Source organism: Bradyrhizobium sp. YCK136 (genome assembly GCF_044570075.1).
Lineage (GTDB): Bacteria > Pseudomonadota > Alphaproteobacteria > Rhizobiales > Xanthobacteraceae > Bradyrhizobium > Bradyrhizobium diazoefficiens.
Window position 1 is genome coordinate 1,397,608 of record NZ_CP172424.1, and the last position, 25,622, is coordinate 1,423,229.

Annotated in this window: 24 protein-coding genes and 2 pseudogenes; 4 read left to right on the forward strand and 22 right to left on the reverse strand. The window is 64.9% G+C overall.

Annotated elements, in window-relative coordinates:
• The first annotated feature begins 170 nt into the window (after positions 1–170).
• A pseudogene (locus tag ACFLEY_RS06600) lies at positions 171–487 on the forward strand (ribbon-helix-helix domain-containing protein).
• Positions 488–736: 249 nt separating this feature from the next.
• Here ACFLEY_RS06600 and ACFLEY_RS06605 read toward each other — a convergent pair.
• From ACFLEY_RS06605 to ACFLEY_RS06625, 5 genes and pseudogenes are all read right to left on the reverse strand, one after another.
• A complete protein-coding gene (locus tag ACFLEY_RS06605) occupies positions 737–2,305 on the reverse strand; it encodes a GMC family oxidoreductase (protein ID WP_060910435.1) in 1,569 nt (522 codons plus the stop codon).
• Between the two features lie 30 nt (positions 2,306–2,335).
• Entirely contained in the window at positions 2,336–2,884 is a 549-nt protein-coding gene (locus ACFLEY_RS06610; protein ID WP_060910436.1) for a Twin-arginine translocation pathway signal, read from the reverse strand.
• 43 nt (positions 2,885–2,927) lie between these two features.
• Positions 2,928–3,323, reverse strand: coding sequence for a VOC family protein (locus ACFLEY_RS06615; RefSeq protein ID WP_028174647.1), 396 nt, complete (start codon positions 3,321–3,323; stop codon positions 2,928–2,930).
• Positions 3,324–3,710 (reverse strand): cytochrome c family protein, encoded by a 387-nt coding sequence (locus tag ACFLEY_RS06620; RefSeq protein ID WP_171901324.1) that lies wholly within the window; start codon positions 3,708–3,710, stop codon positions 3,324–3,326.
• A 58-nt stretch (positions 3,711–3,768) separates the two neighbouring features.
• Positions 3,769–4,805, reverse strand: a pseudogene (locus tag ACFLEY_RS06625) (IS630 family transposase).
• Positions 4,806–5,105: 300 nt separating this feature from the next.
• On the opposite strand from ACFLEY_RS06625, the gene ACFLEY_RS06630 reads away from it, so the two are divergent.
• Positions 5,106–5,414 carry a hypothetical protein gene (locus ACFLEY_RS06630; protein WP_028174649.1) on the forward strand — a complete coding sequence of 103 codons (309 nt, stop codon included), beginning with the start codon at positions 5,106–5,108 and terminating at the stop codon, positions 5,412–5,414.
• Between the two features lie 58 nt (positions 5,415–5,472).
• Here the strand turns inward: ACFLEY_RS06630 and arfB are convergent, their stop codons facing one another.
• From arfB to ACFLEY_RS06665, 7 genes are all read right to left on the reverse strand, one after another.
• Positions 5,473–5,889 carry an alternative ribosome rescue aminoacyl-tRNA hydrolase ArfB gene (gene arfB / locus ACFLEY_RS06635; protein WP_011090218.1) on the reverse strand — a complete coding sequence of 139 codons (417 nt, stop codon included), beginning with the start codon at positions 5,887–5,889 and terminating at the stop codon, positions 5,473–5,475.
• Between the two features lie 117 nt (positions 5,890–6,006).
• Positions 6,007–7,377: a pitrilysin family protein gene (locus ACFLEY_RS06640; protein WP_028174651.1), complete on the reverse strand. Its 1,371-nt coding sequence runs from the start codon at positions 7,375–7,377 to the stop codon at positions 6,007–6,009.
• A complete protein-coding gene (locus tag ACFLEY_RS06645) occupies positions 7,374–8,765 on the reverse strand; it encodes a pitrilysin family protein (RefSeq protein ID WP_060912902.1) in 1,392 nt (463 codons plus the stop codon). The genes ACFLEY_RS06640 and ACFLEY_RS06645 overlap by 4 nt, the downstream gene beginning before the upstream one ends.
• A 204-nt stretch (positions 8,766–8,969) precedes the next feature.
• On the reverse strand, positions 8,970–9,698 hold the full coding sequence (locus tag ACFLEY_RS06650) for a hypothetical protein (protein WP_028174653.1): 729 nt from the start codon (positions 9,696–9,698) through the stop codon (positions 8,970–8,972).
• Positions 9,699–9,794: 96 nt separating this feature from the next.
• A complete protein-coding gene (lspA, locus tag ACFLEY_RS06655; protein ID WP_060910439.1) occupies positions 9,795–10,289 on the reverse strand; it encodes a signal peptidase II in 495 nt (164 codons plus the stop codon).
• A 161-nt stretch (positions 10,290–10,450) separates the two neighbouring features.
• Positions 10,451–13,459, reverse strand: coding sequence for an isoleucine--tRNA ligase (gene ileS / locus ACFLEY_RS06660; RefSeq protein ID WP_060910440.1), 3,009 nt, complete (start codon positions 13,457–13,459; stop codon positions 10,451–10,453).
• Between the two features lie 205 nt (positions 13,460–13,664).
• The gene (locus ACFLEY_RS06665; protein ID WP_060910441.1) at positions 13,665–14,636 is read right to left on the reverse strand and encodes a bifunctional riboflavin kinase/FAD synthetase; all 972 of its coding nucleotides are present in this window, start codon (positions 14,634–14,636) and stop codon (positions 13,665–13,667) included.
• 232 nt (positions 14,637–14,868) lie between these two features.
• On the opposite strand from ACFLEY_RS06665, the gene ACFLEY_RS06670 reads away from it, so the two are divergent.
• On the forward strand, positions 14,869–15,264 hold the full coding sequence (locus tag ACFLEY_RS06670) for a response regulator (protein WP_008567674.1): 396 nt from the start codon (positions 14,869–14,871) through the stop codon (positions 15,262–15,264).
• 168 nt (positions 15,265–15,432) lie between these two features.
• Here ACFLEY_RS06670 and ACFLEY_RS06675 read toward each other — a convergent pair whose 3' ends face one another.
• The 9 genes from ACFLEY_RS06675 to uvrC all read right to left on the reverse strand — a co-directional run bounded on the left by ACFLEY_RS06675 (position 15,433) and on the right by uvrC (position 24,217).
• Positions 15,433–16,287, reverse strand: coding sequence for a TIGR01459 family HAD-type hydrolase (locus ACFLEY_RS06675; protein WP_028174657.1), 855 nt, complete (start codon positions 16,285–16,287; stop codon positions 15,433–15,435).
• 15 nt (positions 16,288–16,302) lie between these two features.
• A complete protein-coding gene (locus ACFLEY_RS06680; RefSeq protein WP_060910442.1) occupies positions 16,303–17,793 on the reverse strand; it encodes an EAL domain-containing protein in 1,491 nt (496 codons plus the stop codon).
• A 147-nt stretch (positions 17,794–17,940) separates the two neighbouring features.
• Positions 17,941–19,071, reverse strand: a complete 1,131-nt coding sequence (locus ACFLEY_RS06685) for a YihY/virulence factor BrkB family protein (RefSeq protein WP_060910443.1) — start codon at positions 19,069–19,071, stop codon at positions 17,941–17,943.
• Between the two features lies 1 nt (position 19,072).
• Complete coding sequence (locus ACFLEY_RS06690; protein ID WP_060910444.1) at positions 19,073–19,660, reverse strand: phage holin family protein; 588 nt, start codon at positions 19,658–19,660, stop codon at positions 19,073–19,075.
• Positions 19,661–19,749: 89 nt separating this feature from the next.
• On the reverse strand, positions 19,750–20,709 hold the full coding sequence (gene prmB, locus ACFLEY_RS06695) for a 50S ribosomal protein L3 N(5)-glutamine methyltransferase (protein ID WP_060910445.1): 960 nt from the start codon (positions 20,707–20,709) through the stop codon (positions 19,750–19,752).
• Positions 20,709–21,191, reverse strand: coding sequence for a molybdenum cofactor biosynthesis protein MoaE (locus tag ACFLEY_RS06700; RefSeq protein ID WP_060910446.1), 483 nt, complete (start codon positions 21,189–21,191; stop codon positions 20,709–20,711). The genes prmB and ACFLEY_RS06700 overlap by 1 nt, the downstream gene beginning before the upstream one ends.
• 4 nt (positions 21,192–21,195) lie before the next feature.
• Entirely contained in the window at positions 21,196–21,447 is a 252-nt protein-coding gene (moaD, locus tag ACFLEY_RS06705) for a molybdopterin converting factor subunit 1 (RefSeq protein ID WP_011090205.1), read from the reverse strand.
• Complete coding sequence (pgsA, locus tag ACFLEY_RS06710; RefSeq protein ID WP_011090204.1) at positions 21,444–22,061, reverse strand: CDP-diacylglycerol--glycerol-3-phosphate 3-phosphatidyltransferase; 618 nt, start codon at positions 22,059–22,061, stop codon at positions 21,444–21,446. Before pgsA ends, moaD begins: the two co-directional genes overlap by 4 nt.
• 95 nt (positions 22,062–22,156) lie before the next feature.
• Positions 22,157–24,217, reverse strand: coding sequence for an excinuclease ABC subunit UvrC (gene uvrC / locus ACFLEY_RS06715; protein ID WP_060910447.1), 2,061 nt, complete (start codon positions 24,215–24,217; stop codon positions 22,157–22,159).
• A gap of 245 nt (positions 24,218–24,462) precedes the next feature.
• Between uvrC and ACFLEY_RS06720 the strand changes: the two genes are divergently transcribed.
• Complete coding sequence (locus tag ACFLEY_RS06720) at positions 24,463–25,086, forward strand: outer membrane protein (RefSeq protein WP_028174662.1); 624 nt, start codon at positions 24,463–24,465, stop codon at positions 25,084–25,086.
• Between the two features lie 88 nt (positions 25,087–25,174).
• Here the strand turns inward: ACFLEY_RS06720 and ACFLEY_RS06725 are convergent, their stop codons facing one another.
• On the reverse strand, positions 25,175–25,390 hold the full coding sequence (locus ACFLEY_RS06725) for a cold-shock protein (protein WP_008544396.1): 216 nt from the start codon (positions 25,388–25,390) through the stop codon (positions 25,175–25,177).
• Positions 25,391–25,622: the final 232 nt, after the last annotated feature.

Genomic DNA, 25,622 nt, shown 5'->3' on the forward strand with positions numbered 1-25,622 from the left:
ACAGGAACGTGGCGGGCTGGGGAAGAGGGATGTCTATCACATTGAAGACATTGGACGTTCGAGAAAATCGCGCAGGCGGGACGGACCGATCTCCGGCTGCAGTCCTGATTGTGGGGTGCCGGGCCGCGGTGTAGCATCGTGAAAAAACGGCAACAGGACGGGAGGACGCCATGTGCCATCTCTTCGCGCACCAGCCCCAACGCGACTACGAATCCCAGACCCGCTCCTTGCGGATCGATGGCCACTGCACCTCGATCCGGCTGGAAATGGCGTTCTGGGACACGTTGGAGGAGATCGCGGCCAGGGAGAACATGAGCCTCGGGAAGTTCCTGACCACGCTCTACAACGAGGTGCTCGACCATCACGGCGAGGTCAACAATTTCGCCTCGCTGCTGCGCTGCTCATGTTGATCTACCGGTCGAGGAACATGGCGACGGTGCAGGAGTTCAAGGCCACGGTGGCGCCGATCCTCGATGCGGCCGAATAGCTGTCCCAACAAAAGTGCGTAGCCCGGATGGAGCGCAGCGCAATCCGGGTTCTGGTCATCCGTCCGCGCCCCGGATTACGCTTCGCTCCATCCGGGCTACGAGATTCCATCCGGGCTTCGCAACTGCCTCCACATCATCATTGCGAGGAGCGCTTGCGACGAAGCAATCCAGAATCTTTCGGCGTCGGCAGTCTGGACTGCTTCGCTCCGCTCGCAATGACGGGGGAGAGAGCGGTTGCCTATCTGACCTCAGATCTCCTTCTTCTGCATCGCGCCGGCGATGTAATCCGCCTGCCGGATCGCGAGCGCGACGATTGTCAGGGTCGGGTTGCAGGCCGCGCCGCTGGTGAATTGGCTGCCGTCGGAGACGAACAGGTTCTTGACGTCGTGGCTCTGCCCGAACTTGTTGACCACGCCGTCCCGCGGCTTCTCGCTCATCCGGTTGGTCCCGAGATTGTGCGTGCTCGGATAGGGCGGCGTGGGATAGGTCACGGTGGCGCCGACGGCGTCGTAGACCGCGGCGCCCTGCTTGTAGGCGTGTGCGCGCATCGCGACGTCGTTGGGATGGTCGTCGAAATGCACGCTCGCGACCGGCTGGCCGAACTTGTCCTTCACGACCGGGTCGAGCGTGATGCGGTTGGTCTCCTGCGGCATGTCCTCGCCGACCAGCCACATGCCGGCCATCCTGGGATAACCGTCGAGCGCTGACGTGAACGGACGGCCCCAGGCACCGGGATTAAGGAAGGCCGCCATGAACGGCAGGCCGATCGACAGCGTCTCCATCTCATAGCCGCCGACGAAGCCGCGCTTCGGATTGTTGGCGGCCTCGTCGCGAATGATGCCGGCCATGGTGGTGCCGCGATACATGTGCACCGACTTCTCGAACACGGCGTAGACGCTGCCGGTCATGTGCCGCATGTAGTTGCGGCCGACCTGTCCCGACGAATTGGCGAGGCCATCCGGGAACATGGTCGAGGCGCTGTTGAGCAGCAGCCGCGGGCTCTCGATCGAATTGCCGGCGACCGCGACGATGCGCGCCTTCTGGCGTTGCATTGCGCCTGCCTCGTCGGCGTAGACGACACCGGTGACCTTGCCGCCGGCGTCATGCTCGATCTTGACCGCCATGCTGCTCGGCCGCACCTCGAGATTGCCGGTGGCCTCACCCTTGGGGATCTCGGTGTAGAGCGTCGACCATTTCGCGCCGGACTTGCAGCCCTGGAAGCAGAAGCCGATCTGCTGGCAGGAGCCGCGGCCATCGCGCGGCTGGCTGTTGATCGCCATGTTGCCGGTGTGCACGGTCTTGTAGCCGAGCTTCTTCGCGCCGGCCTCCAGCACCTTGAAGTTATTGTTGCCGGGAAGTCCGGGAATGCCGTTGGTGCGGGTTACGCCCATCTTGTTCTCGGCCTTGGCGTACCACGGCTCCATCTCCGCCAGCGTCACCGGCCAGTCGAGCAAATTGGCGCCGGGAATATTGCCGTAGGCGGTCTTCACCCTGAACTCGTGCTCGTCAAAGCGCAGCGAGGCGCCGGCCCAATGCACGGTCGAGCCGCCGACCGCCTTGACGATCCAGGCGGGGAGGCCCGAAAAGTCCTTGGCGACGCGCCACGTCCCCGATGTGGTGCGGGCGTCAGTCCAGGCGAGCTGGGAAAAGCTCTTCCACTCGTCGTTGATGAAGTCCTGGTTCTCGATGCGGGGCCCTGCTTCGAGAATGACCACCTTGACGCCCTTCTGCGCGAGCTCGTTGCCCAGCGTGCCGCCGCCGGCACCGGAGCCGACGATCACCACAACGCTGGAGTCGTTCAGATCGAATTTTGCCATATGCGTTCTCCTGAACCGTTGGGTGGCGATTTAAGCCTTCGGCAGCCAGTCGATGTCGGCGAAGCCGCGGTTGATGTAGCCGCCGTGCTCGGCGGAGGAGCCCTCGTAGCCGAACCGCGGCCAGACCTCTTTCTGGTTGTAGAGCGAGACGATGAGGTCGCCGCGCACCTTCTGGAAGAAGTCGCTCTGCTCGATCTCCTTCAGCAGCACCACGCGGTCGGCTTCCCAGGGGACTTCGGCGTAAGCCACCTTGTGGCGATCCCGCGCGTTCTGATCGAGCCGCGCGATGCCGTCGCTGATCAGCGACTTGACGGCAGGGTCCTTGGCCGCCTTGCCGTCCCATGGCTTGATCGCGGTGATGTAGTAGCTGTCGCCGAGAATATCGTGCGGATAGATGTCGCGCGCGACCTTCAGCAGCGTCTTCATCGTCGCCGGGGACAACGCGCTGGAATCATCGGCCCATGCGTCCTCGATGCTGACGGCGACGCTGGTCGCGACAGCGACGACCGGCACGGCGGTCGCCGCGCCCTTGAGAAAGACGCGGCGGCTGTGCTTGCTTCGACGATCGACTTCTCTCATGGCATTCCTCCGTATTTTTGTGATTTGGATCTTTGTGAGTTGATCAGTTGAAACGTCCGCCCCGCTGGATCACCTCGATCTTGTAGCCATCGGGATCACTGACGAAGAAGAAGCGCGCCAGCGTCCTGCCGTCGTGCTTGAAGTCGCGCAAGGGGCCCGGTGCGAGCTTCTCGCGCTCGAAGCGGGCATGCTCGGCATCGAGATCGTCGACTACCACGGCGAGATGGCCGTAGCCGTCGCCGAGCGCGTACGGCTCCTTGCGATCGAAATTCACCGTCAGCTCCACCTCGAAGGGTGAGGAGGGGTGACGCAGATAGATCAGGGCGAAGTCCGAGAACTTCAGGTGGTCGGTGACTTCGAGGCCGAAGGCGCGCTGGTAGAAATCGAGCGAGCGCGCCTCATTCAGCACGCGGATCATGGAATGGACGGGCTTGGCCATTCAGTTCAGCTCCTTGAGGTAGGTGATGATGGCGGTGCGCGTCTCCGGCTTACCCTGCCGGTAGGCCATGACCACGCCGGGAATGACGGCTTGCGGATTGGTCAGCCACGCATCGAGCCGGGTCTCGTCCCAGGCGAAGTCGGCTTTGGCGAGGCCGTCCGAATAGCGGAAGCCTTCCACCTTGCCGGCGGTCCGGCCCACGATCTTGACCAGCGGCGGACCTTGCCGCATCGGTTCCGACAGGCTCAAAGTGTGACACACCGCGCATTGCTGCTTGAACAGTGTCGCGCCGTCCGGCGGCTTTGCGGCCGGCAAGGGCATCTGCGCGTCGGCAACCCGCACCACCAGCACCACTGCGGTGCACAATCCCAGCACGACTGCGCGCATTGCCAAGAGCTCGCCCATCCACGTAAAGTTCAGCGTGCGCAAACTCTAGTACCCGGAATCAGAGCTGAGTGATACGGCGGCCTTTGAAACGGCGTTGACGGACCTTTTTCTTGGTCCAGACGAAGGGCTCGGCTCTGTCGTTGTATGCGTTGACGTAGGCATCGATGTGTTCCTGAAGCTGCTTGAGGCTCGTGAAGGAGGTGCCGCTGAGCGACTGCCCCTGCAAGATGGAAAACCATACTTCGACCTGATTGAGCCATGACGCACTTGTCGGCGTGAAATGAAATTGCACGTTGGGGTGGGCCTTGAGCCAGTCCTCGTTCTTTTTATGGGTGTTGAGGTTGTCGAGGATGACGTGAAGCTTGCGGTTCGGAAAAGCCGCGGTGACGCTGTTCATGAAATCGAGAAACTCGACGCGGCGCCGGCGTTTTGAATGGGTCGCGATGATCTTTCCGGTGGCGACTTCGAGCGCCGCAAACAATGTTGTGGTGCCATGCCGCTTGTAATCGTGGCTTTGGCCGGTCAAGGCGCGGCCATTGGGCAACTTCAGATAACCCTGCGCTCGCTCCAAAGCCTGGATCGAGGGCTTCTCGTCCACGCACAGCACAATGGCCTTCGCCGGCGGCGCGACATAGAGGCCGACAACATCGGCGGCTTTGGCCGTAAAGTTCGGGTCGTTGCTCTCGCACCAGGACTTGCGAGCCACCAGGTCAATCTTGTGGCTGCGCAGGAACCGCCAGACATATTGGACATCGACATCGCCCAGCGCCTCGGCCAGCAGGGGGCCGGTCCAGCGCGCAAACCCTTGCGGTGGCGGCTTATCCAGCAGCTTCAGAATCCGCTTGTCGGTCGTCTTCGTATAGATCGGCTGCTTGCCAGGCCGCGGCTTGTCTTGCAGCCCTTCAAGGCCATGACAATCCGCGGCTGGACCCCAACTTCCTTGGCGATCGACCGGGTGCTGCGCCCATCCGCCGCCAACAGAACTATCCGCGCCCGCTTCAAATCGCGCTGCAACGTCACCGGTGAGCGACAGCACGCCTCAAGCACCTTGCGATCTTTCCTCGAAAGGTGGACTTCTCTTGCTTCGGGTATCATCCCGACCTTGAATCACGACTCACGTTCCAAGAAAAGTGGGTGGCGCCGCCAAACATGCGGTGGTAGTAGCGGGCTGTTTCGCTGCAAGCGGAGATGCTCGCGGGGAGCGTGTTCCGCGCTGCCGCATATGCGGAGCACAATTCCGCGAAACCGCCTCGAAATCCCTAAACGATGACCACACGAGGCGGATTGCATCGCGATCGCGCCGCTCGAACTCTCTATGCGATGAACCGGTCCGGTGCAGGCGGGCGGCGCAGGACGCAGCCGACCCGTTCATCGCGAAAAATCCAGGAGAAATGGATGAAGTTGGTGAAGACTTCTGCAATCGCATGCGCTCTTGCGGCCCTCATTGCGACGCCCGTTTTCGCGCAAGGCACGTCATCTGGCATCAAGCCTGGCGGCACCGTGCAAAGCAAACCCATGCAGGGGGGCGCGTCAGTCGGCGAAGATGAGGATCTCGCTACGCAGCCGGGAGCTGCGGGTGAGAAGACGGGCATGAAGTCGACCAAGGGGACGAAGGGCACGGTCGGCACAACGGGAAGCGCAGCGCACAAGGGGACGGTCGACGATTCCGCTTCGGGCAGCCCCGCCACCGGCAAGCGTTACTGACGCCGGAACGTGAACCTGCAAACCTCCGGCCGCTCGGCGGCCGGAGGTCTTTGCCCATTCAATCGTCGAAACTCCGGCCGCGTCCGGCCTTGACGTCGCTGCGACGCTTCTTGCCTTCGAGCCGGCGCTGCTTGGAGCCAAAGGTCGGCCGTGTCGCGCGCCGTGGCTTCGGCCGTATCATCGCCTCGCTCAGGATCTCGACGAGCCGGTCGATCGCGTCCTGGCGGTTGCGTTCCTGGGTGCGGAAGCGCTGGGCGTGGATCACGATCACGCCGTCCTTGGTCATGCGCTGGCCGGCGATGCGGGCGAGCCGGATCGTCGCATCCTCCGGCAGGGTCAGCTTGCGCGTGTCGAAGCGCAGCTGGGCCGAGGTCGCGACCTTGTTGACGTTCTGCCCGCCGGGGCCGGAGGCGCGGACGAAGCCGATCTCGATGTCGTCCTCGTCGATGACGAGATCGCGGGATATCCGCAGCATGATGGCACCATTCGTGATGTCCGGACATATCCCGGACGTTCACGTTCGGCAATGGCGCATCGTGGAAACGCAAATGGCCGGGCGAGCCCGGCCATTTCAGAAAACGTACGGAAGACCTCAGTTCGACTTGGGCGCTGCTGCCGCCGGCTGCGCGGCGGCCTGCGGGGCGCGGCCGACGACGACGGTCAGGAGGCCCTGGCCCCAGAGGCGCTTGGCGGCCGCCTTGGCGTCATCCAGCGTCACCGCGTCGACGATCGCGTTGCGCTTCTCGATATAGTCGATCGGCAGCTTGTCCTGCTGGTATTGCAGCAGCGCCTGCGCGAGCTTGGAGGACGTATCCAGCGCCAGCATCTGCGAGCCCTTGAGGTAGGACTTGGCCTCGTCCAGCTCCTTCTGCGTCGGGCCCTCCTCGGCGATGCGGCGCACCTCCTTCTCGATGGCGTCGATGGTGTCGCCGGCACGGTCGGCGCGGGTGCCGGTATTGCCGATGAAGACCGCCGAGTGCTCCATCCAGAGCAAGGATTCGAACACCGAATAGGCGAGCCCGCGCTTCTCGCGAACCTCGCGATAGAGCCGCGAGGACAGTCCGCCGCCGCCGAGGATGTGGTTGACGACATAGGCCGCCATGAAGGTCGGGTCGCTGCGCTTCACGCCGGGGCCGCCGAAGGTGATGACAGTCTGCGGCACGTCGAGCGGCACGAAGGCGCGCTGCGGCGGCTTGGCTGCCTCGACGTCGGGCACCGGCACGAGATTGGCCTTGGCGGGCAGGCTGCCGAAGGTGTGGTCGAGCAGCTTGCCGAGGGTCGCCGGATCGACGTCGCCGACCACTGCGACTTTCAGCCCGTCCTTGGCGAGCACGCGGCCGACATAGTCCTTCATGTCGGCAACCGTGACGGTCGGCACGCTGTCCAGCGTGCCGTTGGTCTGCCGGCCGTAGGGATGATCGCCGAAGGCGACCTCCAGGAATTTGCGGCTCGCGAGCGACGTCGGGTTGGTGGTCTCGCGGCGCAGGCCCGAGATCACCTGCGAGCGGATGCGCTCGACGTCGGCGGTGTCGAAATGCGGCGAGGTCAATGCCATCCTGAGCAGGTCGAAGGCTTCGTCCTTGTTGTCGCGCAGCATGCGCAGGCTGCCGCGGAAGGTGTCGCGGGTGGCGCTAAAGGAAAGCTCGATGGCGCGGCGGTCGAGCCGCTCGTGGAAGGTCTTGGAGTCGAGATCGCCGGAGCCTTCGTCGAGGAGATCACCGACGAGATTGGCAACGCCCGACTTGTCCTTGGGGTCCTGGGCCGAGCCGCCGGCAAAGGAATATTCCATGGCGATCAGCGGCACGGTGGCGTCCTGCACGAACCAGGCCTCGATGCCGCCGGGCGAGACCAGGCGCTGGATCTTTGCAGCGGCCTGCGACGGCTGGACCGCGGCGAGCGCAAGCGCAGCGCCGGTGACGAAGGCAAGCGCGAAACGACGCGTGCGAAGGAAGGGATAGGTCACGAACGCTTCTCCTCGCGCTTGGTGGCGGTGGTGTCCTTGATCAGATAGCCCGTCACCGAACGCTTCTTCTCGAGCCATTTCTGCGCAACAGCGCGAACCTGTTCGGCGGTGACCGCGCGAATGCGGTCGGGCCAGCTCCTGATGTCCTCGATCGACAGGCCTGTGGTCAGCGCGCCGCCATACCAGCGCGCCAGCACGGCCTGATTGTCCTGGGCGTAGATCGCTTCCGCGATGAGCTGGGTCTTCACGCGCTCGAGGTCTTCGGCGCGGATCGGGTTCTGCGCGATGTCGGCGATGACGCCGTCGATCACCTGCTCGACCTCGGCGAAGCCGACGCCCGGTTTCGGCGCGGCCGAGATCGCGAATTGGGTCGGGTCGAGCGAGACGCTCGAATAGCTGGCGCTGGCGGAGACCGCGAGCGGCTTGTCGACGACGAGCGCGCGGTAGAGATAGGAATTGCTGCCGCTGCCCATCAGCTGGGCCATCACGTCGAGGGCCGCACTCTCGCCGGCCGCGGCCGTCGTGGCGGAGGGCACGAGATAATAGCGACGCAGGCTCGGTTGCTCGACGCGCGGGTCGGACAGCGTGACGGTGCGCGGCGCCGCCGGGTCCGGCTCCTGCGGACGGACGCGGCGTGCCGGGATCGCGGGCTGGGCCGGGATGGAGGCGAAATTGCGCTCGACCAGCGGGCGGATGTCGGCGGCCTCGACGTCGCCGGCGATCACCAGGATCGCGTTGTTCGGCGCGTAGAAGCGGCGGTAGAAGGCCAGCGCATCCTCGCGATCGAGCTTCTCGATCTCCTGATGCCAGCCGATCACCGGCCGGCCGTAGGGATGGTTGAGATAGAGCGCGGCCATGATCTGCTCGTTGAGCCGCGCGTCCGGATTGTTGGCGACGCGCATGTTGTACTCTTCGAGCACGACGTCGCGTTCGGGCAGCACGTTCTCGTCCTTGAGGATCAGGCCGGTCATGCGATCGGCCTCGAACTCCATCATGGTCGGCAGCTGCTCTTTCGGCACGCGCTGGTAGTAGTTGGTGTAGTCGACCGAGGTCGAGGCGTTCTCGTTGCCGCCGACACGGAGCACGGTCTGCGAGAATTCGCCGACCGGATGCTTCTCGGTGCCCTTGAACATCAGGTGCTCGAGGAAGTGCGCGAGCCCGGACTTGCCCGGCGTCTCGTCGGCCGAGCCGACCTTGTACCAGATCATCTCCGTGACCACGGGCGTGCGGTGGTCCGGGATCACCACGACCTGGAGGCCGTTGCTGAGCGTGAAGCTGGCGGGCGGGGCCGATGTCACCGTGGTCTGGGCGAGGGCGGCGTTGGCTGTCAGGACACTCGTCGAAAGCAGCGCGGTAAAAAGGCAGGCAACCGATCGGTTTGCGGACATCATGATCCCTGGTGAAAGGCCGAGCCCGGATGTCCGGCTCGGAGGCACGGCATGCTACACCGTGCGGCTGAGGCTTCGCGTCACGAAGCAGAGAACTCAACGCGTAGGCAAGTTACTGATAGGCAATTTATTGACCGCGTCCGGCGCGCATGAGCCGCCGGCGCCAGGTTCGCTACCGTCAGGACGTCGCGGCGGGCGAGGGGGCTATTGCTCCTTGTCCTTGCCCGACATGATGTCGAAATAGGTCCGCCGCGACTTGTCCGGACCGGCGCCATAGGCGTAGTTCGGCGACGGCGTCTGATAGCCCGGCGGGGGCTCGACCAGCGACTGGCGCGGGGGTTCGCTCGTGAATTGCTTTTCCTCGGAGCTGTTGCCGCCCTTCATCATGTTCCACAGGCCACCGGAGAAACCGAGCTGGGCGGGGCTGAGCGACGGGTTGCCGTTGGTGCCCGGCTGAATCGGATCGTTGCTGGTGCGCTCCGGGGCAGCTGCCGTGCCGGCTCTCATCTCGGCGGGCGTCAGCGGCTGGGCCGCCTGCCAGTTCTCCGTCGCCTTGACGGCCTTTTTCCTCTGAGCGATGGCCTCCTTGCGGCGCTTCTCGTCGGGGTCCTTCGGCCAGTTCGGCGCGTTCTTGGCTTCGGTGCCGGCGGGCGGCGGCAGGTCGAGCTTGGGCGGCACCACCAGCGGCGACCGCTCGCGGTACTCGATGCCTTTCTTCTCCATGCTCTTGGCGCCGATACCGGACATCAGATTGTCGATGAGCTTCTCTTCGAAGGTCATGTCGTCATCATCGTCGCCGTCGTCACCGGCGCGGACCGGGCCTGCCGACATGACGAGACCGATGCCGAGCGCGACAGCGGACAATTTCAATGCCCGCATGAACCCCCATTTGGGGTCTCGAACCATCGAACCGCTGGTCTTCGAGCTGCGCATCACTGTACCTGTTCCATATTGTGGCAGATTGCCGCTCGCGCGCGGCCAACCCTCGCAAAAGGCCGGGTTCCACCTGCCGGTCCGTATCGGCCGGGATCAGGGCGCTTTTGCGGCGGGTACCCCCAGGAAGGAATCATACAATAGCCCCGCCACCCCAGCAACGATGGCTACGTCCGCGAGGTTAAACACGTACCAATTATAGGTATTTCCGCCGATATCGAGATGAAACAGGGCAAAATCGACCACCGCGCCATAGGCCAGGCGGTCGATGCCGTTGCCGATGGCACCCCCGATGATCAGCCCGAGCGCGACGGTCGCAAGCAGGGTGTGGGAGCGGGCCATCCAGATCGCCAGCGCGACCACCGCGATGGCCTTGACCGCCATCAGCGCGAGCTGCGCCGCCTGGCTGTCGTTCTGGAGCCAGCCGAAGCTGATGCCGATGTTCCAGGCCAGCACCAGGTCGAAGAACGGCGTCACCCGCACCGCGCCGCGATGGGCGAGGTCGAACCCGTTCAGCAGCCAGAGTTTCGAGGCCTGGTCGAGGATGACCGTGGCGATGGCCGAGAGGATGCCGGCGCGGAGGGGGGTCATCGTGCGTGACCCAACGCCGCCGCGGCATACTCCGCCATCGTCCTGGCGAATGCCAGGACCCATAACCCCAGGCGGTAATCGTTTGAAAGACTCGGGGTCATCGATCTCTGTTCACCTTTGACGGCGGTGGTGATGGGCCCTGGCTTTCGCCGGGACGACTATCAGACCCCCACCCCCAGCGCCTTCCATTCGCGCAGCGCCTGGGCGTCGCGCGGGGTGACGTCGGGATACTCAGGGTCTTCGCCGACCGTCTGCGAGATCTTCCAGGAGCGGGCGCATTTGGTGCCGACCGCCTTCTCGACCACGACGGCAACGCCTGGCACCGCATCGAGACGGAACGCCGAAGCCGGCGCCTCGCCCTCGCGCACCTCGTAGTTCGAGGTGATGCAGACCTCGGCGAGGTCGGTGTCGAACAGCGTCGCCAGCATGTCGCGGTCGGCGACATAGATCACGGGCGAGGCCTCCAGCGACGAGCCGATGTTCTTGGCGGCGCGTTCGAGTTCGAGCGCGCCGGTGACGACGCGGCGGACGTTGCGGATCGTCTCCCACTTCGCGGCGAGCTTGTCGTCGCGGAGCTTTTCGATATCGGCGGGGAACAGAGTCAAATGGACCGAGGGCTCCGCGTTGGGGCGGAACATCCGCCAGGCTTCGTCGGTCGTGAAGCTCAGAATCGGCGCGAGCCATTTCAGGATGGCGTCGCACAACAGGTCGATCGTGGTAAGCGCGGCCTTGCGCGCCGGCGAGGACGGCGGATCGCAATAGAGCGTGTCCTTGCGGATATCGAAATAGAACGCCGACAGCTCCGAGTTCATGAAGGCCGCGAGGCTTCCGACCACGGTCTTGTAGTCGAAGGCGGCATAGGCGTTGCGAACGGTCTCGGCATGGCCGGCCAGTTCGTGCAGCATCAGCCGCTCGAGCTCGGGCATCTCGGCATAGGCGACCTTCTCGCTCGGCTTGAAGTGATGCAGCGTTCCAAGCATCCAGCGGATCGAGTTGCGCAGCTTGCGATAGGTCTCGATGGTGTTCTTCAGGATCTCGGGGCCGATGCGCTGGTCGTCGGCATAGTCGGTCGCGCAGACCCACAGGCGCAGAATGTCCGCGCCCGAATCCTTGATCACCTTCTGCGGCTCGACCGTGTTGCCGAGCGACTTCGACATCTTGCGGCCGTTCTCGTCGAGCGTGAAGCCGTGGGTGAGCACGATGTCGTAGGGCGCGCGACCGCGCGTGCCGGCGCTTTCCAGCAGCGAGGAATGAAACCAGCCGCGATGCTGGTCGCTGCCTTCGAGATACATCACGGTGTCGCTGCCGCCGTCGACCTTGCGGACGATGTTGCCGAGCTGCGGGAAGTTCTGGCGATCCTCGAGCACGAAGGCGTGCGTGGAGCCGGAATCGAACCAGACGTCGCAGATGTCGTCGACCTTCTTCCAGTCCTCGCTCGCGCGGGAGCCGAGGAAGCGCTCGCGGGCGCCGTCCATGTACCAGGCGTCGGCGCCTTCCTCCATGAAGGCCTCGGCGATGCGCTGGTTGACGATCTCGTCCTGCAGGATCTCGGCCGAGCCGTCGCTCTTCTCGCGCACGAACACGGCGATCGGCACGCCCCAGGCGCGCTGGCGCGAGATCACCCAGTCCGGACGGTTGGCGATCATGCCGTTGATGCGGTTCTCGCCCGACGGCGGCACCCATTGTGTGACCGAGATCGCGTGCAGCGCGCGGGCGCGCAGCGTGTCGCCCTTCTTCGCATGGCCGTTCGCGCTGATGTCCTTGTCCATCGCGATGAACCATTGCGGCGTGTTGCGGAAGATCACCGGCTTCTTCGAGCGCCAGGAATGCGGATATTGGTGCTTGAGGCGGCCGCGGGCCAGCAGCTTGCCGGCGTCGATCAGCGCCTTGATCACGGCCTCGTTGGCATCGCCCTTCTCGCCCTTGTCGTTGATGACGCGTTTGCCGACAAAACCCGGCGCGTGGTCGGTGAAAGCGCCGTTCTCATCGACGGTGTAGGGGATCGTGGTGTTGATGCCGCGCGCTTCCAGTTCGCGCGCATTCGCCATCCAGACGTCAAAGTCCTCGCGGCCGTGGCCGGGCGCGGTGTGCACGAAGCCGGTGCCGGTATCGTCGGTGACGTGATCGCCCGGCAGCAGCGGCACCGTGAATTCGTAGCCGCCGCTAAAGCCCTTCAGCGGATGTGCGCATTCCACCGCGTCAAGCGTGTCCGCCGGCAACTCGCGCACCTTCTCATAGGTCGTGACACGGGCCTGCTTGAACACTTCTGCGGCCAGCGCATCGGCCAGGATCAGGAGATCACCGGTCTTCGCCCAATTGTCCGCAGGCGCATCCGTCACCTTGTAGAGGCCGTAGGCGATCTTCGGTGAGAACGAGATTGCGCGGTTGCCGGGCAGCGTCCACGGCGTGGTGGTCCAGATCACCACGCTGGCGGAGGCGAGCGCGCCGTGCGCTGGCGAGGTGACCGGGAATTTCACCCAGACCATGTCGGAGGTGTAGTCCTCGTACTCGACCTCGGCTTCCGCAAGCGCGGTCTTCTCGACCACGCTCCACATCACCGGCTTGGAGCCGCGATAGAGCGTGCCGTTCGCGGCGAACTTCATCAGCTCGCGCGCGATCTGCGCTTCGGCTGGATAGCTCATCGTCTGATAGGGATGATCCCAGTCGCCGATGATGCCGAGGCGCTTGAATTCCTCGCGCTGCACGTTGATCCAGTGCGTCGCGTAGGCGCGGCACTCTTTTCGAAACGCGACCATCGCGGCGGAGTCGCGGAAGTCGGGCTTCTGCTTGCCCTTCTTGCGGTAGTTCTCCTCCTCGATCTTCCATTCGATCGGCAGGCCGTGGCAGTCCCAGCCGGGCACGTAGTTGGAGTCGAAGCCGAGCATCTGCTGGCTCTTGGTCACGACGTCCTTGAGAATCTTGTTCAGCGCGTGGCCGATATGGATGTTGCCGTTGGCGTAGGGCGGGCCGTCATGCAGCACGAATTTGGTGCGGCCCTCGGCTTCCTGGCGCAGCCTGTCGTAGAGGCCGATGTCGTTCCAGTATTTCAGGATCTCCGGCTCGCGCTGCGGCAGGCCGGCGCGCATCGGGAATTCGGTCTGCGGCAGGAACAGGGTTTTCGAATAGTCTTTGACTTCGGACTTTTGGGACTTTTGCGGCTTTTCGGACATGAGGCTGACTGGCTCGGAAGGGCGCGGGAAAACGGATGGCGATGCGGAATCGCGGGGTGAAACGACGAAATCCCGGTCTTGCGCCGAGCCTTCAGGCTCAGGCGGAAGCCGGGCCGCTAATCCCTATGATGCGCCGCGCAAACATGGGGCTCTCCATAGCAGCCGGGCGGAGGAAGAGCAAAGGTCCGGCAGGCCGGTTTCGGCCTCAATCGATGACGCCCAGTCGCGGAAATGCGTCCGGCGCGGCCGCCAGCACGGCGCGGGCGCGGGTAGAATCGTCGTCCATCTGGCGGATCAGGGCCTCCAGGCTGTCGAATTTCAGCTCCTCGCGTATGAAGCCGACGAAGGCGCAGTCGAGCGCCTGCCCATAGAGGTCGCCCTTGAAGTCGAACAGGAAGATTTCCAGCAGCGGGGCGCCATTGTCAAAGGTCGGGCGGCGGCCGAAGCTCGCCACGCCGTCCAGGCGCTCGGCGCCGCGGCCGACCCGCACCGCATAGATGCCGTGCTTGAGGCCGCAATTGGCGTCGAGGCGGATATTGGCGGTGGGGTAGCCGAGGTCGCGGCCGCGCTTTTCGCCATGGATCACCTCGCCGGTGATGAACCAGGGGGCGCCGAGCATGGTGGTGGCTTCGTCAAGCTGGCCCTCGGCGAGCGCAATCCGGATGGCGCTGGAGGAAACCGGCCGTTCGTCGAAATCGACATGCGGCTGCACGTCGACCTCGATGCCGAGCCGGGGCGCCTCGTTGACCAGCAGGCTCGGCGAGCCGACCCGTCCCTTGCCGAAATGGAAGTCGTAGCCGACCGCGATTGCGCTGACGCCGAGACGTCCGATCAGGTCATGGTGAATGAAATCTTGCGCGCTGGTGCCGGCTCTCGCCTTGTCGAAGGTCATGACCACGGCGCCGGAGAGCCCGGTCCCGGCCAGAAGCCGCAGCTTGGCCCGCTCGTCCGTCAGGCGGAATTGCGGGGTGTTGGGGCTGAAAAACCGCCGTGGATGCGGCTCGAAGGTCAACGCCAGCGCAGGGCGGCCATGCGCCCGGCCCATCTCCAGGGCCGCTGCGATCACGGCGCGATGACCGAGATGAACCCCGTCGAAATTGCCCATGGCGACCACGGCGCCCCGGGGGATCGCGGAATCCGGCGTGGTGTCGCGGATAACGGTAAAATGCGGGGCCATCAGGGGAAATTCTCGAGCCGGCGGGACCGGCCGGGACCGTGGCGTGACCCGCCCGGCGAAGTCAAGCGGGGGGAGGCGGCGGCATTGAACGCGATTTCAATTCTTCGGGGGCGGCGGCAGTTAACGCGCTGTTTAACGCCTTGGTGCTAGTCCTTGAAACGTGGAACTGCACGGGCCTCCGGCCTGGCGGCTCCAATCGTAATATTCCTGGGTTTGCGTTGGGGGAGTCGAGATGGCGGTTGATTTGTCGATGCCGGTTCTGGTGGTGGATGACTACAGCACCATGATCCGTATCATCAGGAATCTGCTGAAGCAGCTTGGCTTCGAGAACATCGACGATGCCAGCGACGGTTCGGCGGCGCTGAACAAGATGCGCGGCAAGAAGTACGGCCTCGTGATCTCCGACTGGAACATGGAGCCGATGACGGGTTACGACCTGCTGCGCGAAGTGCGCGCGGATCCGAACCTCGCCACCACGCCTTTCATCATGATCACGGCGGAATCGAAGACCGAGAACGTGATCGCGGCCAAGAAGGCCGGCGTGAACAACTACATCGTCAAGCCGTTCAACGCGGCGACGCTGAAGACCAAGATCGAGGCGGTCTTCCCGGACATGGCGAGCGCGTAAGCGCGCCTGGGCAATTCGCAAGGCCCGGGCTCGTCCCGGGCCTTCTGCGTTGCGAGTGTCATTCCGGGGCGGTGCGCAGCACCGAACTATGGTGCGCGATTGCGCCCCTGAGAATCTCGAGATCCCGGGTCTGGTCCTTCGGACCATCCCGGGATGACGGCTATGCCGTCACCACTTCAATTCGCGCATCAGCGCCTTCGGCGGGTGGCCGAACAATTCCATCACGGATGCCGGGTCGAGCTGGTCGAGACCTTCGAACTCCTCGGCATGGATGCCGCGGGTGACGAACAGGCAGTCGATGCCGAATTCGCGCGCGCCGGTGAGGTCGGTGCGGACGGAATCGCCGATCGCCAGCACGCGCCTGCGGTCGATCTGGTGGCCCTGGCGTTCGCCGGCGAGCGCCATCGCGCGCTCGTAGATCGGCCGGTGCGGCTTGCCGTAGAAGATCACCTCGCCGCCGAGCTCGCGATAGAGCTCGGCGATCGCGCCGGCGCAATAGATCAGCCGGTCGCCGCGTTCCACCACGATGTCCGGGTTGGCGCAGACCAGCGTCAGCTTGCGCTCGCGCGCCTTCAGCATCATGCCGCGATAGTCTTCCGCCGTCTCGGTCTCGTCGTCATAGAGGCCGGTGCAGACGATGTAGTCGGCCTCTTCCAGCGGTGCGGTCACTGCATCGAGGCCGCGATAGATCGAGTTGTCGCGCTCGGGGCCCAGCCAGAACATCTTGCGGCCGGGATGCTCGGCGACGTAGAGCCGGGTCAGATCGCCCGACGAGACGATCGCGTCATAGGTCTCGTCGGCGACGCCGAGCTTGCGCAATTGCCGCTGCACGGAGTCGGCGGGGCGCGGTGCATTGGTGATCAGGATCACCGTACCGCCGCGGCTGCGATAGGTGTGCAGCGCTTCGCAGGCTTCGGGGAAAGATTCCAGGCCATTGTGAACCACACCCCAGATGTCGCTGAGCACGACGTCCACATCGCCCACGAGCTCGCGCAGGCTTTCGGCGAAATGCAGCGTGGTCATGATGCGCACGGCCGATCAGATGCGGCGCGCGAGCGCCGCGTTGCCGGTGATGCGTTGTGCTGGAGGAGCGGCTGACGTCGCGCCTGGGCTGGGTGTGCCGGAGACATTGGATCCCTGAATGTCCTGCGCCTGGTTCGGCGAGGCCCCGCCGGTAGCAGATGCCCCCTCCGGCCGCAATGGCCGGGGCGGCGCGAACAGGAACCCCTGGCCGAACCGCACGTCATAGTCGAGCAGGTCGACCACGGCGCGCTCGCCTTCGATCCGCTCGGCGATCAGGTCGATACCGAAGCGGCCGAGCAGGTCGGAGAGGTCGGACGGGTGGATGTCGGAGGTCGAGGCCTGCCTCGGATCGAGCAACAGCGTGGCCGGCACCTTGATGAAGCGCACGCCGCGGTCGGCGAGCTCGCGCGGCTCGATGCGCAGATCCGTGACATGGTCGATCGAGAAGCGGAAGCCGCGCTGGGCGAGCGCGGCGAGGTTCTCGGACTCGGCCGGGCCGAGATTGCGGAAGGTCGACTGCTTGAACTCCAGCACCAGCGACGGCGCCAGCGCCCGGTTGGCTTCGAGGAAGTCGAGGCATTGCGCGAAGGTGGTGGAATTGCCGAGCGTGGAGGCCGCGACGTTGCAGAACACGCCGACGTCCTTGTTGCGGACCATCAGGCGGCGCAGCACCTGCACACAGCGCAGCATCACCATGTTGTCGACACGCCCGATCAGGCCCGAGGCCTCCGCGATGCTGATGAACTCCTCGGCGGCGATCAACTGGTCGCGCTCGTCGCGGACCCGTGTCACCGCCTCGTAGAACCGCACCTTGCGCTGCGGCAGCGTCACCATCGGCTGGAGGAAGATGTCGACGCGGTTCTCGTCGATCGCGCTGCGCAGCGTCGCCAGCAATTGGGTCTGGTTGCGTCCGTTGGCAGTCTGAACCGGATGGGCGGCTTGGGCCTGAACTGACGGTGCCGGCCGCGGCTGCGCTGCGGGAGGCGGGGGAGCCGCGGGAAGCGGTGGCGGCGCCACCGGCCGCTCCCCGAGCGGCGCGATCAGGTCGATCGGTGCTTCCGGTTCCGCCCTTGCGACCGGCGCGGGAGAGGGCGGCGTCGCGCCGGCCAGCAGGTCCTCATGGGTCGACACGGTGGACGCGAGCTGCTTGACCAGCCCGCCGAGCTCGTTGATCTCGCCGACCACCGACTGGATGCGGTCGGAATTGGTCGAATTGGACGAGGCGATACGCCCTTCGATCGCAGCCAACCGGCGGCCGAATTCCGCCACCTGGCGGGCGAGGTCGGCGGTGCCGCGCGAGAGGTCGACGATCTGGCCGCCGACGTCGCTGCGGTCGCGTAGCCGCATCGACACCGCGTTGTAGAGGATCAGGAAGGTCAGCGCGGTCAGCGCCACGATCGCGGATTCGGTTCCGCTGATGCCGGCGACCGCGTAGAGCGCCAGCCCGAGCGAGGCCGCGACCAGAACCATGCAGATGGCGATGAAGATCGTCGAAATGCGAATCATGCCGCGCGTTACGCCTCAAGAGCTGACTGCCTCACCCGGGAAAACACGGGTTACTGTGCGAACCCGTCACGCCTCATGCTCCCCCAAGCCGTGTGACCCTAACATCATTGTTGATTCGAGGGGATAGCGGTCCGTTCGCGGCGAGGTTCAGGCCGGAGCGGCGGCGCCGACCGTATCCGCAGAGACCGCCTCGCGGCTTCCGAGCGGCCTCGGTTGCCCGGTGGTCGTGTCGCGCAGGGTCTGCCGTTCGATCTCCGAGTTCAGCTCGGCGCCGAACATGATGACGATCGCGGACATCCACATCCACATCATCAGGCCGATCGCCGCGCCGAGCGAGCCGTAGGTGGCGTTGTAATTGGTGAACTCGGACAGATACCAGGACAGCAAGGCAGAGCCGGCAATCCAGAGCAGGGCGGCCGCCACCGCGCCGAGGCTCAGCCATTGCCAGCGCGGCGCATCGCGGCTGGGTGCGAAGCGGTAGAGGATGGCAAGCGCCACGAGCAGGATGAGGAACAGGAGCGGCCATCGTGCCAGCGCCACGATCAGCTTGCTTTCGGGCGCCATGCCGAGATGATCGAGCGCGAGCGGGAAGGCGACGACGGCGCCCACCATCAGCAGCAGTGCCACGATGCCGCCGGCCGTGAAGGCCAGCGACACCAAGTTCAGCCGGATGAAGCTGCGCTTCTCGCGCTCCTCATAGGCGACATTGAGGGCGTCGAAGATCGATTTGACGCCGGCATTGGCGCTCCAGATCGCAAGCAGGAGGCCGAGCAGGAAGGTGACACCAAGCGTTGTATTGCCCTTCGACACCACACGCGCGACCTGGTCCTCGACGATCTGGAACGAGCCCTCGGGCAGCATCGCCGCAAGCGTTTGCAGATTGGCGCTGATCGTCGAGGGATCGGCGAACAGGCCGTACGATGAGACCAGCGCGGTGACTGCGGGGAAGATCGCGAGCAGCCCGAAGAACACGACACCGCCCGCCGTGGCGAGCAGGCGATCGTGGTCGATGCGCTGATAGGTACGCCAGAAGATATCCTTCCAGCCGGCCCAGGGGATAGCGAGGGGACTCTTCGCACGGCGGCCATGGCCGGGCTGCACGGCCGCACGCGCCGGGCTCGTTTCCGGTGAATTCGCCTCGCCGTTGCGGCGGTCTTGCGGAGGCCCCGGCCGGACCACGCCGGGGTCCTGGAAGTAGCGCTCTGCGGTCAGCACGAAGACGGCGGTGGCGGCGACCAGCAGCCAGGAGTCGAGCTGCCCTGAGCGCCGCGCGGGCATCTCAAGCGTCCAGTCCGTGCCCGTGCCGTCTCCGACGCGCGGCCGTGAAGCCCAGTAGCCCGACGGCTGCGAGCATCAGACCTAGCTGCACGGGACGGTTGGCGCGCAGGGGCCGGGTGTTGCCGCCGTGGCTGCGTTCGCCGGGCGCGAGCGGCGCCAGGGGAATCGTCGTCGCGACCTCCTTCACCGCCTGCTTGACCGTTCCGCGCGGAATCCGCGGGGTGGCGATCGCAACGCGCAGGCGGCTGGCCAGCGGCACGATCGGCTTGTCCCGACGCTTCATCTGAGCCAGAGCCGCACCGGCACAGCACGCAGCCAGGACCAACAGCACGGCGCCGACGGCACCGAAGCCCCAGAACTGTCCGTAGGTGATCGCGATCCAGCGGTACAGGGCGACCAGCCCGACAAAGAAGGCCGCGATCAGGAACAGCCCGGCCACTGCGAACAGGCCGGCCGCGACCGCATAGGACGTCGCCCGTCCCGTGGCCTGGCTGGTGCGGTCACGCAAGTAGGACCGGGCGGCACGCTTGAGATGGTTGAGTTTCAGCGCCACGCCGACGCGCAGCAATTCGCCCGATGGCGCGAGCATGCGGACATCCTCCGAGAGCGAGACATTCGTCGGGGATGAACGTGACGGGATTTGACTTGTTCCGCGCGGAGCACCGCCGCGGCGGCCGATCAGCCGAGATCGGCGGCCGCGATCCAGAACACCTCGCCTTCGGAGTCTTCGGTGTCCAGCCAGAGCAGCGGCAGTTCCGGGAAGGCCTCGTCGACCAATTCGCGGCCGCGGCCAATCTCGCAGATCAACCCGCCGTCCGGCGTCAGGTGCTCAGGGGCGTCGCGCAGGATCCGGCGCACCACGTCGAGACCGTCGACGCCGCCGTCGAAGGCAAGCTTCGGCTCGGCTCGGCATTCCGGCGGCAAGGCCGCCATGCCTTCCGCATCAACGTAAGGCGGGTTGGTGATGATGAGGTCGTATCTGTTATCGCCGAGCGGGGCGAACAAGTCGCCGCGATGGAGCGTGACCCGCTCATCGAGCCCGTGCTCCCCGACATTGCGCGCGGCGACTTCGAGCGCGCTCTTGGAGATGTCGACGGCATCGACCGTTGCATTCGGGAAGTGATACGCGGCGAGGATGGCAAGGCATCCCGAACCCGTGCAGAGGTCGAGCACGCGCTCGACGGCCGCGGGGTCGTCGATCAGCGAGCCGGCCTCGCCGTCGCCGCCGAAATGCGAATCCAGCAGTTCGCCGATGTAGGAGCGCGGGACGATGACGCGCTCGTCGACATAGAAGGGCAGGCCGCGCATGTAGATCTTGTTGACGAGATAGGCGGCCGGTTTGCGCGTGGTCACGCGCCGATGAATCAGGTCGAGGAGGGTCTTGCCTTCCGCGGCGGTGACGCGGGCGTGGGCAAAGGCCTCGAACTGGTCGGGATGCAGATGCAGGGCCTCGCAGACCAGGAAGGCCGCTTCCGCCACCGGATCGGTGGTGCCGTGCGCGAAGGCGAGCTTGGCTTCATTGAAGCGGCTCACGGCATAGCGGACGTAGTCGATGAGCGTGACAAGCTCGCCGCGGCCGACCTTCGCAAGTTTTGGCGCGGCGCGGCCGCGCGCGGTCTTTTTCGAAGCTCTTGCCATCAGGATTTCGTCCAGCGTGCGGCGGCCTCGTCATCACGGGCGTGGGCCTCGACCCAGCCGGTGCCGGTGGCGCTCTCTTCCTTCTTCCAGAACGGCGCGCTGGTCTTGAGATAGTCCATCAGGAACTCGGCCGCCTGGAATGCGGCCTGACGATGCTGCGAGGCGGTCAGCACCAGCACGATGTTCTGGCCGGGCATGAACCGCCCGACGCGATGGATGACCGTGACGCCGTTGAGCGGCCAGCGCGTGGTTGCCTCGTCGACATGACGCTTGATCTCTTCCTCGGCCATACCGGGATAATGTTCGAGCGTCAGCGCGGCGATCTTCGCGCTATCCTCGTCGTCGCGGCAGATGCCGGAGAAGCTCACGACCGCGCCGATGTCGGTCCGGCTCCTGGTGAGGAGCGCGATCTCGCGCGCAATGTCGAAATCGTCCTCTTGAATACGGATGGTGACGGGGCCGGTGGTCGCAGGGGAAGTCATGGGCCTAGCCGCCGGTCATCGGCGGGAAGAACGCGATCTCGCGAGCGCCCGCGATTGCGGCGTCCGACTTGACATGGGCATGGTCGATCGCGGCGCGGATGACCTTCGGCTTCTCGAACGCATAGGCATAGGCCTCGCTCCGGCCGGACAGCCAGGCGATCAGCTCCTCGACGGTGCGCACGGTCGCGGGCGGCTCGATGGTTTCCTCGGCCTTGCCGACGCGTTCGCGCACCCAGGCAAAATATTTCACCTTCATACCTCATCCTCCTTGATGAGGTGATGGATGCCGGAGCGGAAATAATCGTAGCCGGTGTACATGGTGAGGATCGCCGAGGCCCACAGCAGCAAGAGGCCGATCTGGGTTACGACGGGCACGACCTGGTCGCCGGCCTCGCCCGCGAGCAGGAAGCCGATGGCGACGAGCTGGACCGTGGTCTTCCACTTGGCAAGCTTGGTGACGGGCACGCTGACGCGCAGCGCGGCGAGATATTCGCGCAGGCCCGAGACCAGGATCTCGCGGCACAGGATCACGATGGCGGCCCACAGCGACCAGCCATGGATGATACCGTCGGCGGCCAGCATCAGTAGGCAGGAGGCGACCAGCAGCTTGTCGGCGATCGGATCGAGCATCCGGCCGAACGCCGATTGTTGATTCCAGATCCGCGCGTAATAGCCGTCGAGGTAATCGGTGACTGCCGCCGCGATGAAAATGGCGACCGCGACCCAGCGCAGCCACAACGGCTGATCCAGAATCGACTGCGCGTAGATGCACCCGACCACGACCGGGATCGCGGCGATCCGGCCATAGGTCAGGATGTTCGGGAGGGACATCGCGCGGCTGGTCGTCCCTCGTGTCGTGGCGATGTTCATCCGTCCTACCAATACCGCTCAAGCCTGAAGGTCAACCGTCCCGCTCCCAAATGGGGTGCGGGATGCGACGACCATATGACTGCGGACCCCTTAGTTCACCCCGGCTGGGGATGGAAATACTCGAAAATCCTGCGGGCGCTTTCGGCGCTCACCCCCGGAACCTTGCCGAGATCGGCGATCGAGGCCCGTTCGATCTCCTTCAGGGTTCCGAAATGATGCAGCAAGGCACGTTTGCGTGACGGGCCGATGCCCGGAATCTCCTGCAAACCGGCCTCGCGGATGTCCTTCTTGCGCAGCTTGCGGTGCGAGCCGATGACGAAGCGGTGGGCCTCGTCGCGCAGGCGCTGAATGAAATAGAGCACGGGGTCGCGCGGCTCGAGCTTGATCGCCTCGCGCTCCGGCATGAACAGGGTCTCGCGGCCGGCATCCCGGTCCGGCCCCTTGGCGACTGACATCAGCGACACCTGGGTCAGGCCGAGATTTGCAAAGATCTCCCGGACGGCGTTGAGCTGGCCGCGGCCGCCGTCGATGATGACAAGGTCGGGCCATTGCGGAAAATCGTCGTCCTTGACCTTGGCGCCCTCCTCGGGCGGATTGATGAGGCGCTTGAAGCGGCGCTCCAGCACCTCGCGCATCATGCCGTAGTCGTCGCCGGGCGTGACCCCTTCCGACTTGATGTTGAACTTGCGGTACTGGTTCTTCACGAAGCCGTCCGGGCCGGCGACGATCATGGCGCCGACCGCATTGGTGCCCTGGATGTGGCTGTTGTCGTAGACCTCGATGCGCTTGGGAGCATGCGGCAGGCTCAGCGTCGTCGAAATGGCGTCGAGCAGGCGGCCCTGCGTCGCGGTGTCCGCGAGCTTCCGGCCCAGCGCCTCGCGCGCATTGGTCAGCGCATGGGCGACGAGCTCCTTCTTCTCGCCGCGCTTCGGCGCGGTGACCTCGATCTTGTGGCCGGCCTTGATCGACAGCGCGTTGGCAAGCAGCTCGCTCTCCTCGATCTCATGCGAAAGCAGGATGTTCTTCGGCGGCGGCTTGTCGTCGTAGAACTGGGCGAGGAAGGAGCCGAGCACTTCTTCGGGCGTAAAGGTCTTCTCCGCGCGCGGGAAATAGGCGCGGTTGCCCCAGTTCTGGCCGGTGCGGAAGAAGAACACCTCGACGCAGGAGAAGCCGCCCTCCTGGTGGATGGCGAACACGTCGGCCTCCTCCACCGTGCGCGGATTGATGCCCTGCTGCGACTGGATCGCCGACAGCGCGGCAAGGCGGTCGCGATAGAGCGCGGCGGTCTCGAATTCGAGCTCATTGGCCGCCTTCTCCATCTCGCCGGCGAGCTCCTGCTTCACCGCATGGCTCTTGCCGGAGAGGAAGTCGGTCGCCTCGCGCACCAGGGTCGTATAGCCGGGGAAATCAATCTCGCGGGTGCAGGGACCGGCGCAGCGGCGGATCTGGTAGAGCAGGCAGGGCCTGCTGCGGCTCTCGAAGAAGGAATCGGTGCAGGAGCGGATCAGGAACGCGCGCTGCAGCGCCGTGATGGTGCGGTTGACGGCGCCTGCGGAGGCGAACGGGCCGAAATAGCGTCCGGGCCGGGTCTGCGCTCCGCGGTGCTTCAGGATTTGCGGCGCCCAGTGGTCGCCGGTGATCAGGATATAGGGAAACGACTTGTCGTCGCGCAGCTGCACGTTGAAGCGCGGCCGGAGCTGCTTGATGAGGTTGGCTTCCAGCAGCAGCGCTTCGGTCTCGGTGTTGGTCGAGACGATCTCCACGGTCACCGTGGCGGCGATCATGCGCAGGATGCGCGCCGGTTGCGGCGCACTCTGGCGCGCGTAGTTGGACAGGCGCTTTTTGACGTTCTTGGCCTTGCCGACATAGAGCACGTCGGCATTCGCGTTGAGCATGCGATAGACGCCGGGCGAGGTCGGCGCGAGCCGGACCGCGCGCTCGATCGCCTCATGGCCGCTCGCCAGCGGCTCCTCGCCGACTACGCCGCTCTCTTCCAGGATGTCAGGCAGAAGCGCGTCGTCCTCGTCGTCGCCGCCCGTGGTGGCGGGATCGAGGTCCGGCGGTGCCGTCTCCTGGGGCGGGGCATCCGGTGCCGTGCCGCGCCTTGATTTGCGCGCGCGGGCGTCGTCCGGATCGTCGGTGGAATCGTGAACCATGGGACGAATTTAGGCGCTGGGGGGACCGATTTGAAGTTCCGGCCATGCCGCACGCACAGGATGGCGGCGCAGTTCCCGGTAACGCTTCCTTAAGTCTGTTAAGCGCGCGGTAACGGGTCTTAACAGCCCTTTAACTTAAAACTCTCGATAAATCTTACGCGAAAAGGTCTTGGTTCCGTAACCATGCGACATGGCGCGGCGGCGCCGGCATCGCACCGGTTGCGGCAGTTGCGTTGGAGTGTGTGATGAAGAGGCTCGTTGTGGGCGCAGCCGCGTTGGTTGCCGCCGGCTGGACAGCTTCGGCAGAGGCCGCCGATCTCAGTTACGGGCAGCGTGCCCCCTATACCGTCAACCAGCCGCTGAACGCGTATAGCTGGGCCGGTCCGTATCTCGGCGGCAACATCGGCTATGAGTGGGGCTCGGTCGACAACAATCCCTCAAAGCCGTCCGGCTTCGTCGGCGGCATTCAGGCCGGCTACAATTTCCAGAACGGGCCGTGGGTGTTTGGCGTCGAGGGCGACATCCAGGCCGCTGGCGCCGACGACACCTTCGCGCCCTGGAAGTTCTCCAATCCGTGGTTCGGCACCCTGCGCGGCCGCGCCGGCTATGCCTTCAGCAACGTGCTGTTCTACGGCACCGCCGGCCTCGCCTTCGGCGAACTGCGCGCGCAGACCTTCGGCTGGACGGAGTCGCACACCAGCGCCGGCTGGACCATCGGTGCCGGTGCGGAAGTCGGCCTCGCGCCGAACTGGAGCGCCAAGCTCGAATATCTCTACATCGATCTGTCGACGAGTCAGTTCGCAATTACAGGCGTGTCAAACGGCTATACCGCCAGCGTTGTGCGCGCAGGCGTCAACTATCACTTCTGATAGCCAAATAAGAAAATACCGGACAATAACCTCCCGGCCGCTCGCGGCCGGGACTTTTTTTGCGCCAGGTTTTTTTGCGTCAGGCCCGCTAGGAGAGGATGACCAAATTGACCGCCTTCGGTCCCTTCCCCTTCTTGTCCGGTTCGACTTCGAAAGTAATACGCTGTCCTTCGGCAAGGTCCTTCAGTCCCGCTCGCTCCACAGCAGTGATGTGAACGAAGACATCGCGACCGCCGTCATCCGGCTTGATGAAGCCGTAGCCGCGCTCGCCGTTGAAGAACTTGACCGTTCCCGTCATGGCCATCGGGAAACTCCCCCTCATTGCTCCTCCGTCGTGACGCAGACTCACGTCACGACATGACCGGGCCGTACGGAGCCCGGGAGCTGGCCATCCTTGGGCGGACCTTTCGGTCCGGCCGGATCTTTCTTAGGCCTTCACTCCGCCGCAACCATTCGCGGAAGCGGAACGTAAAGCCAGTCACGGAAATAGCATAATACGGTTCTTTGCAGATTGACTACCGCTCCTGCATATTTTT

What these genes read in the sequence shown, in the direction of transcription:
- ACFLEY_RS06680 (WP_060910442.1), bottom strand. Translation starts at nt 17,793, where the DNA reads ATGATTCGCATTTCGACGATCTTCATCGCCATCTGCATGGTTCTGGTC.
- ACFLEY_RS06605 (WP_060910435.1), bottom strand. Translation starts at nt 2,305, where the DNA reads ATGGCAAAATTCGATCTGAACGACTCCAGCGTTGTGGTGATCGTCGGC.
- ACFLEY_RS06685 (WP_060910443.1), bottom strand. Translation starts at nt 19,071, where the DNA reads ATGCCCGCGCGGCGCTCAGGGCAGCTCGACTCCTGGCTGCTGGTCGCC.
- ACFLEY_RS06720 (WP_028174662.1), top strand. Translation starts at nt 24,463, where the DNA reads ATGAAGAGGCTCGTTGTGGGCGCAGCCGCGTTGGTTGCCGCCGGCTGG.
- lspA (WP_060910439.1), bottom strand. Translation starts at nt 10,289, where the DNA reads ATGACCCCCCTCCGCGCCGGCATCCTCTCGGCCATCGCCACGGTCATC.
- pgsA (WP_011090204.1), bottom strand. Translation starts at nt 22,061, where the DNA reads ATGAACATCGCCACGACACGAGGGACGACCAGCCGCGCGATGTCCCTC.
- ACFLEY_RS06690 (WP_060910444.1), bottom strand. Translation starts at nt 19,660, where the DNA reads ATGCTCGCGCCATCGGGCGAATTGCTGCGCGTCGGCGTGGCGCTGAAA.
- moaD (WP_011090205.1), bottom strand. Translation starts at nt 21,447, where the DNA reads ATGAAGGTGAAATATTTTGCCTGGGTGCGCGAACGCGTCGGCAAGGCC.
- ACFLEY_RS06610 (WP_060910436.1), bottom strand. Translation starts at nt 2,884, where the DNA reads ATGAGAGAAGTCGATCGTCGAAGCAAGCACAGCCGCCGCGTCTTTCTC.
- ACFLEY_RS06665 (WP_060910441.1), bottom strand. Translation starts at nt 14,636, where the DNA reads ATGGCCCCGCATTTTACCGTTATCCGCGACACCACGCCGGATTCCGCG.
- ACFLEY_RS06620 (WP_171901324.1), bottom strand. Translation starts at nt 3,710, where the DNA reads ATGCGCGCAGTCGTGCTGGGATTGTGCACCGCAGTGGTGCTGGTGGTG.
- prmB (WP_060910445.1), bottom strand. Translation starts at nt 20,709, where the DNA reads ATGGCAAGAGCTTCGAAAAAGACCGCGCGCGGCCGCGCCGCGCCAAAA.
- ACFLEY_RS06670 (WP_008567674.1), top strand. Translation starts at nt 14,869, where the DNA reads ATGGCGGTTGATTTGTCGATGCCGGTTCTGGTGGTGGATGACTACAGC.
- uvrC (WP_060910447.1), bottom strand. Translation starts at nt 24,217, where the DNA reads ATGGTTCACGATTCCACCGACGATCCGGACGACGCCCGCGCGCGCAAA.
- ileS (WP_060910440.1), bottom strand. Translation starts at nt 13,459, where the DNA reads ATGTCCGAAAAGCCGCAAAAGTCCCAAAAGTCCGAAGTCAAAGACTAT.
- ACFLEY_RS06630 (WP_028174649.1), top strand. Translation starts at nt 5,106, where the DNA reads ATGAAGTTGGTGAAGACTTCTGCAATCGCATGCGCTCTTGCGGCCCTC.
- ACFLEY_RS06725 (WP_008544396.1), bottom strand. Translation starts at nt 25,390, where the DNA reads ATGGCCATGACGGGAACGGTCAAGTTCTTCAACGGCGAGCGCGGCTAC.
- ACFLEY_RS06675 (WP_028174657.1), bottom strand. Translation starts at nt 16,287, where the DNA reads ATGACCACGCTGCATTTCGCCGAAAGCCTGCGCGAGCTCGTGGGCGAT.
- ACFLEY_RS06700 (WP_060910446.1), bottom strand. Translation starts at nt 21,191, where the DNA reads ATGACTTCCCCTGCGACCACCGGCCCCGTCACCATCCGTATTCAAGAG.
- ACFLEY_RS06645 (WP_060912902.1), bottom strand. Translation starts at nt 8,765, where the DNA reads ATGTCCGCAAACCGATCGGTTGCCTGCCTTTTTACCGCGCTGCTTTCG.
- ACFLEY_RS06615 (WP_028174647.1), bottom strand. Translation starts at nt 3,323, where the DNA reads ATGGCCAAGCCCGTCCATTCCATGATCCGCGTGCTGAATGAGGCGCGC.
- arfB (WP_011090218.1), bottom strand. Translation starts at nt 5,889, where the DNA reads ATGCTGCGGATATCCCGCGATCTCGTCATCGACGAGGACGACATCGAG.
- ACFLEY_RS06650 (WP_028174653.1), bottom strand. Translation starts at nt 9,698, where the DNA reads ATGCGCAGCTCGAAGACCAGCGGTTCGATGGTTCGAGACCCCAAATGG.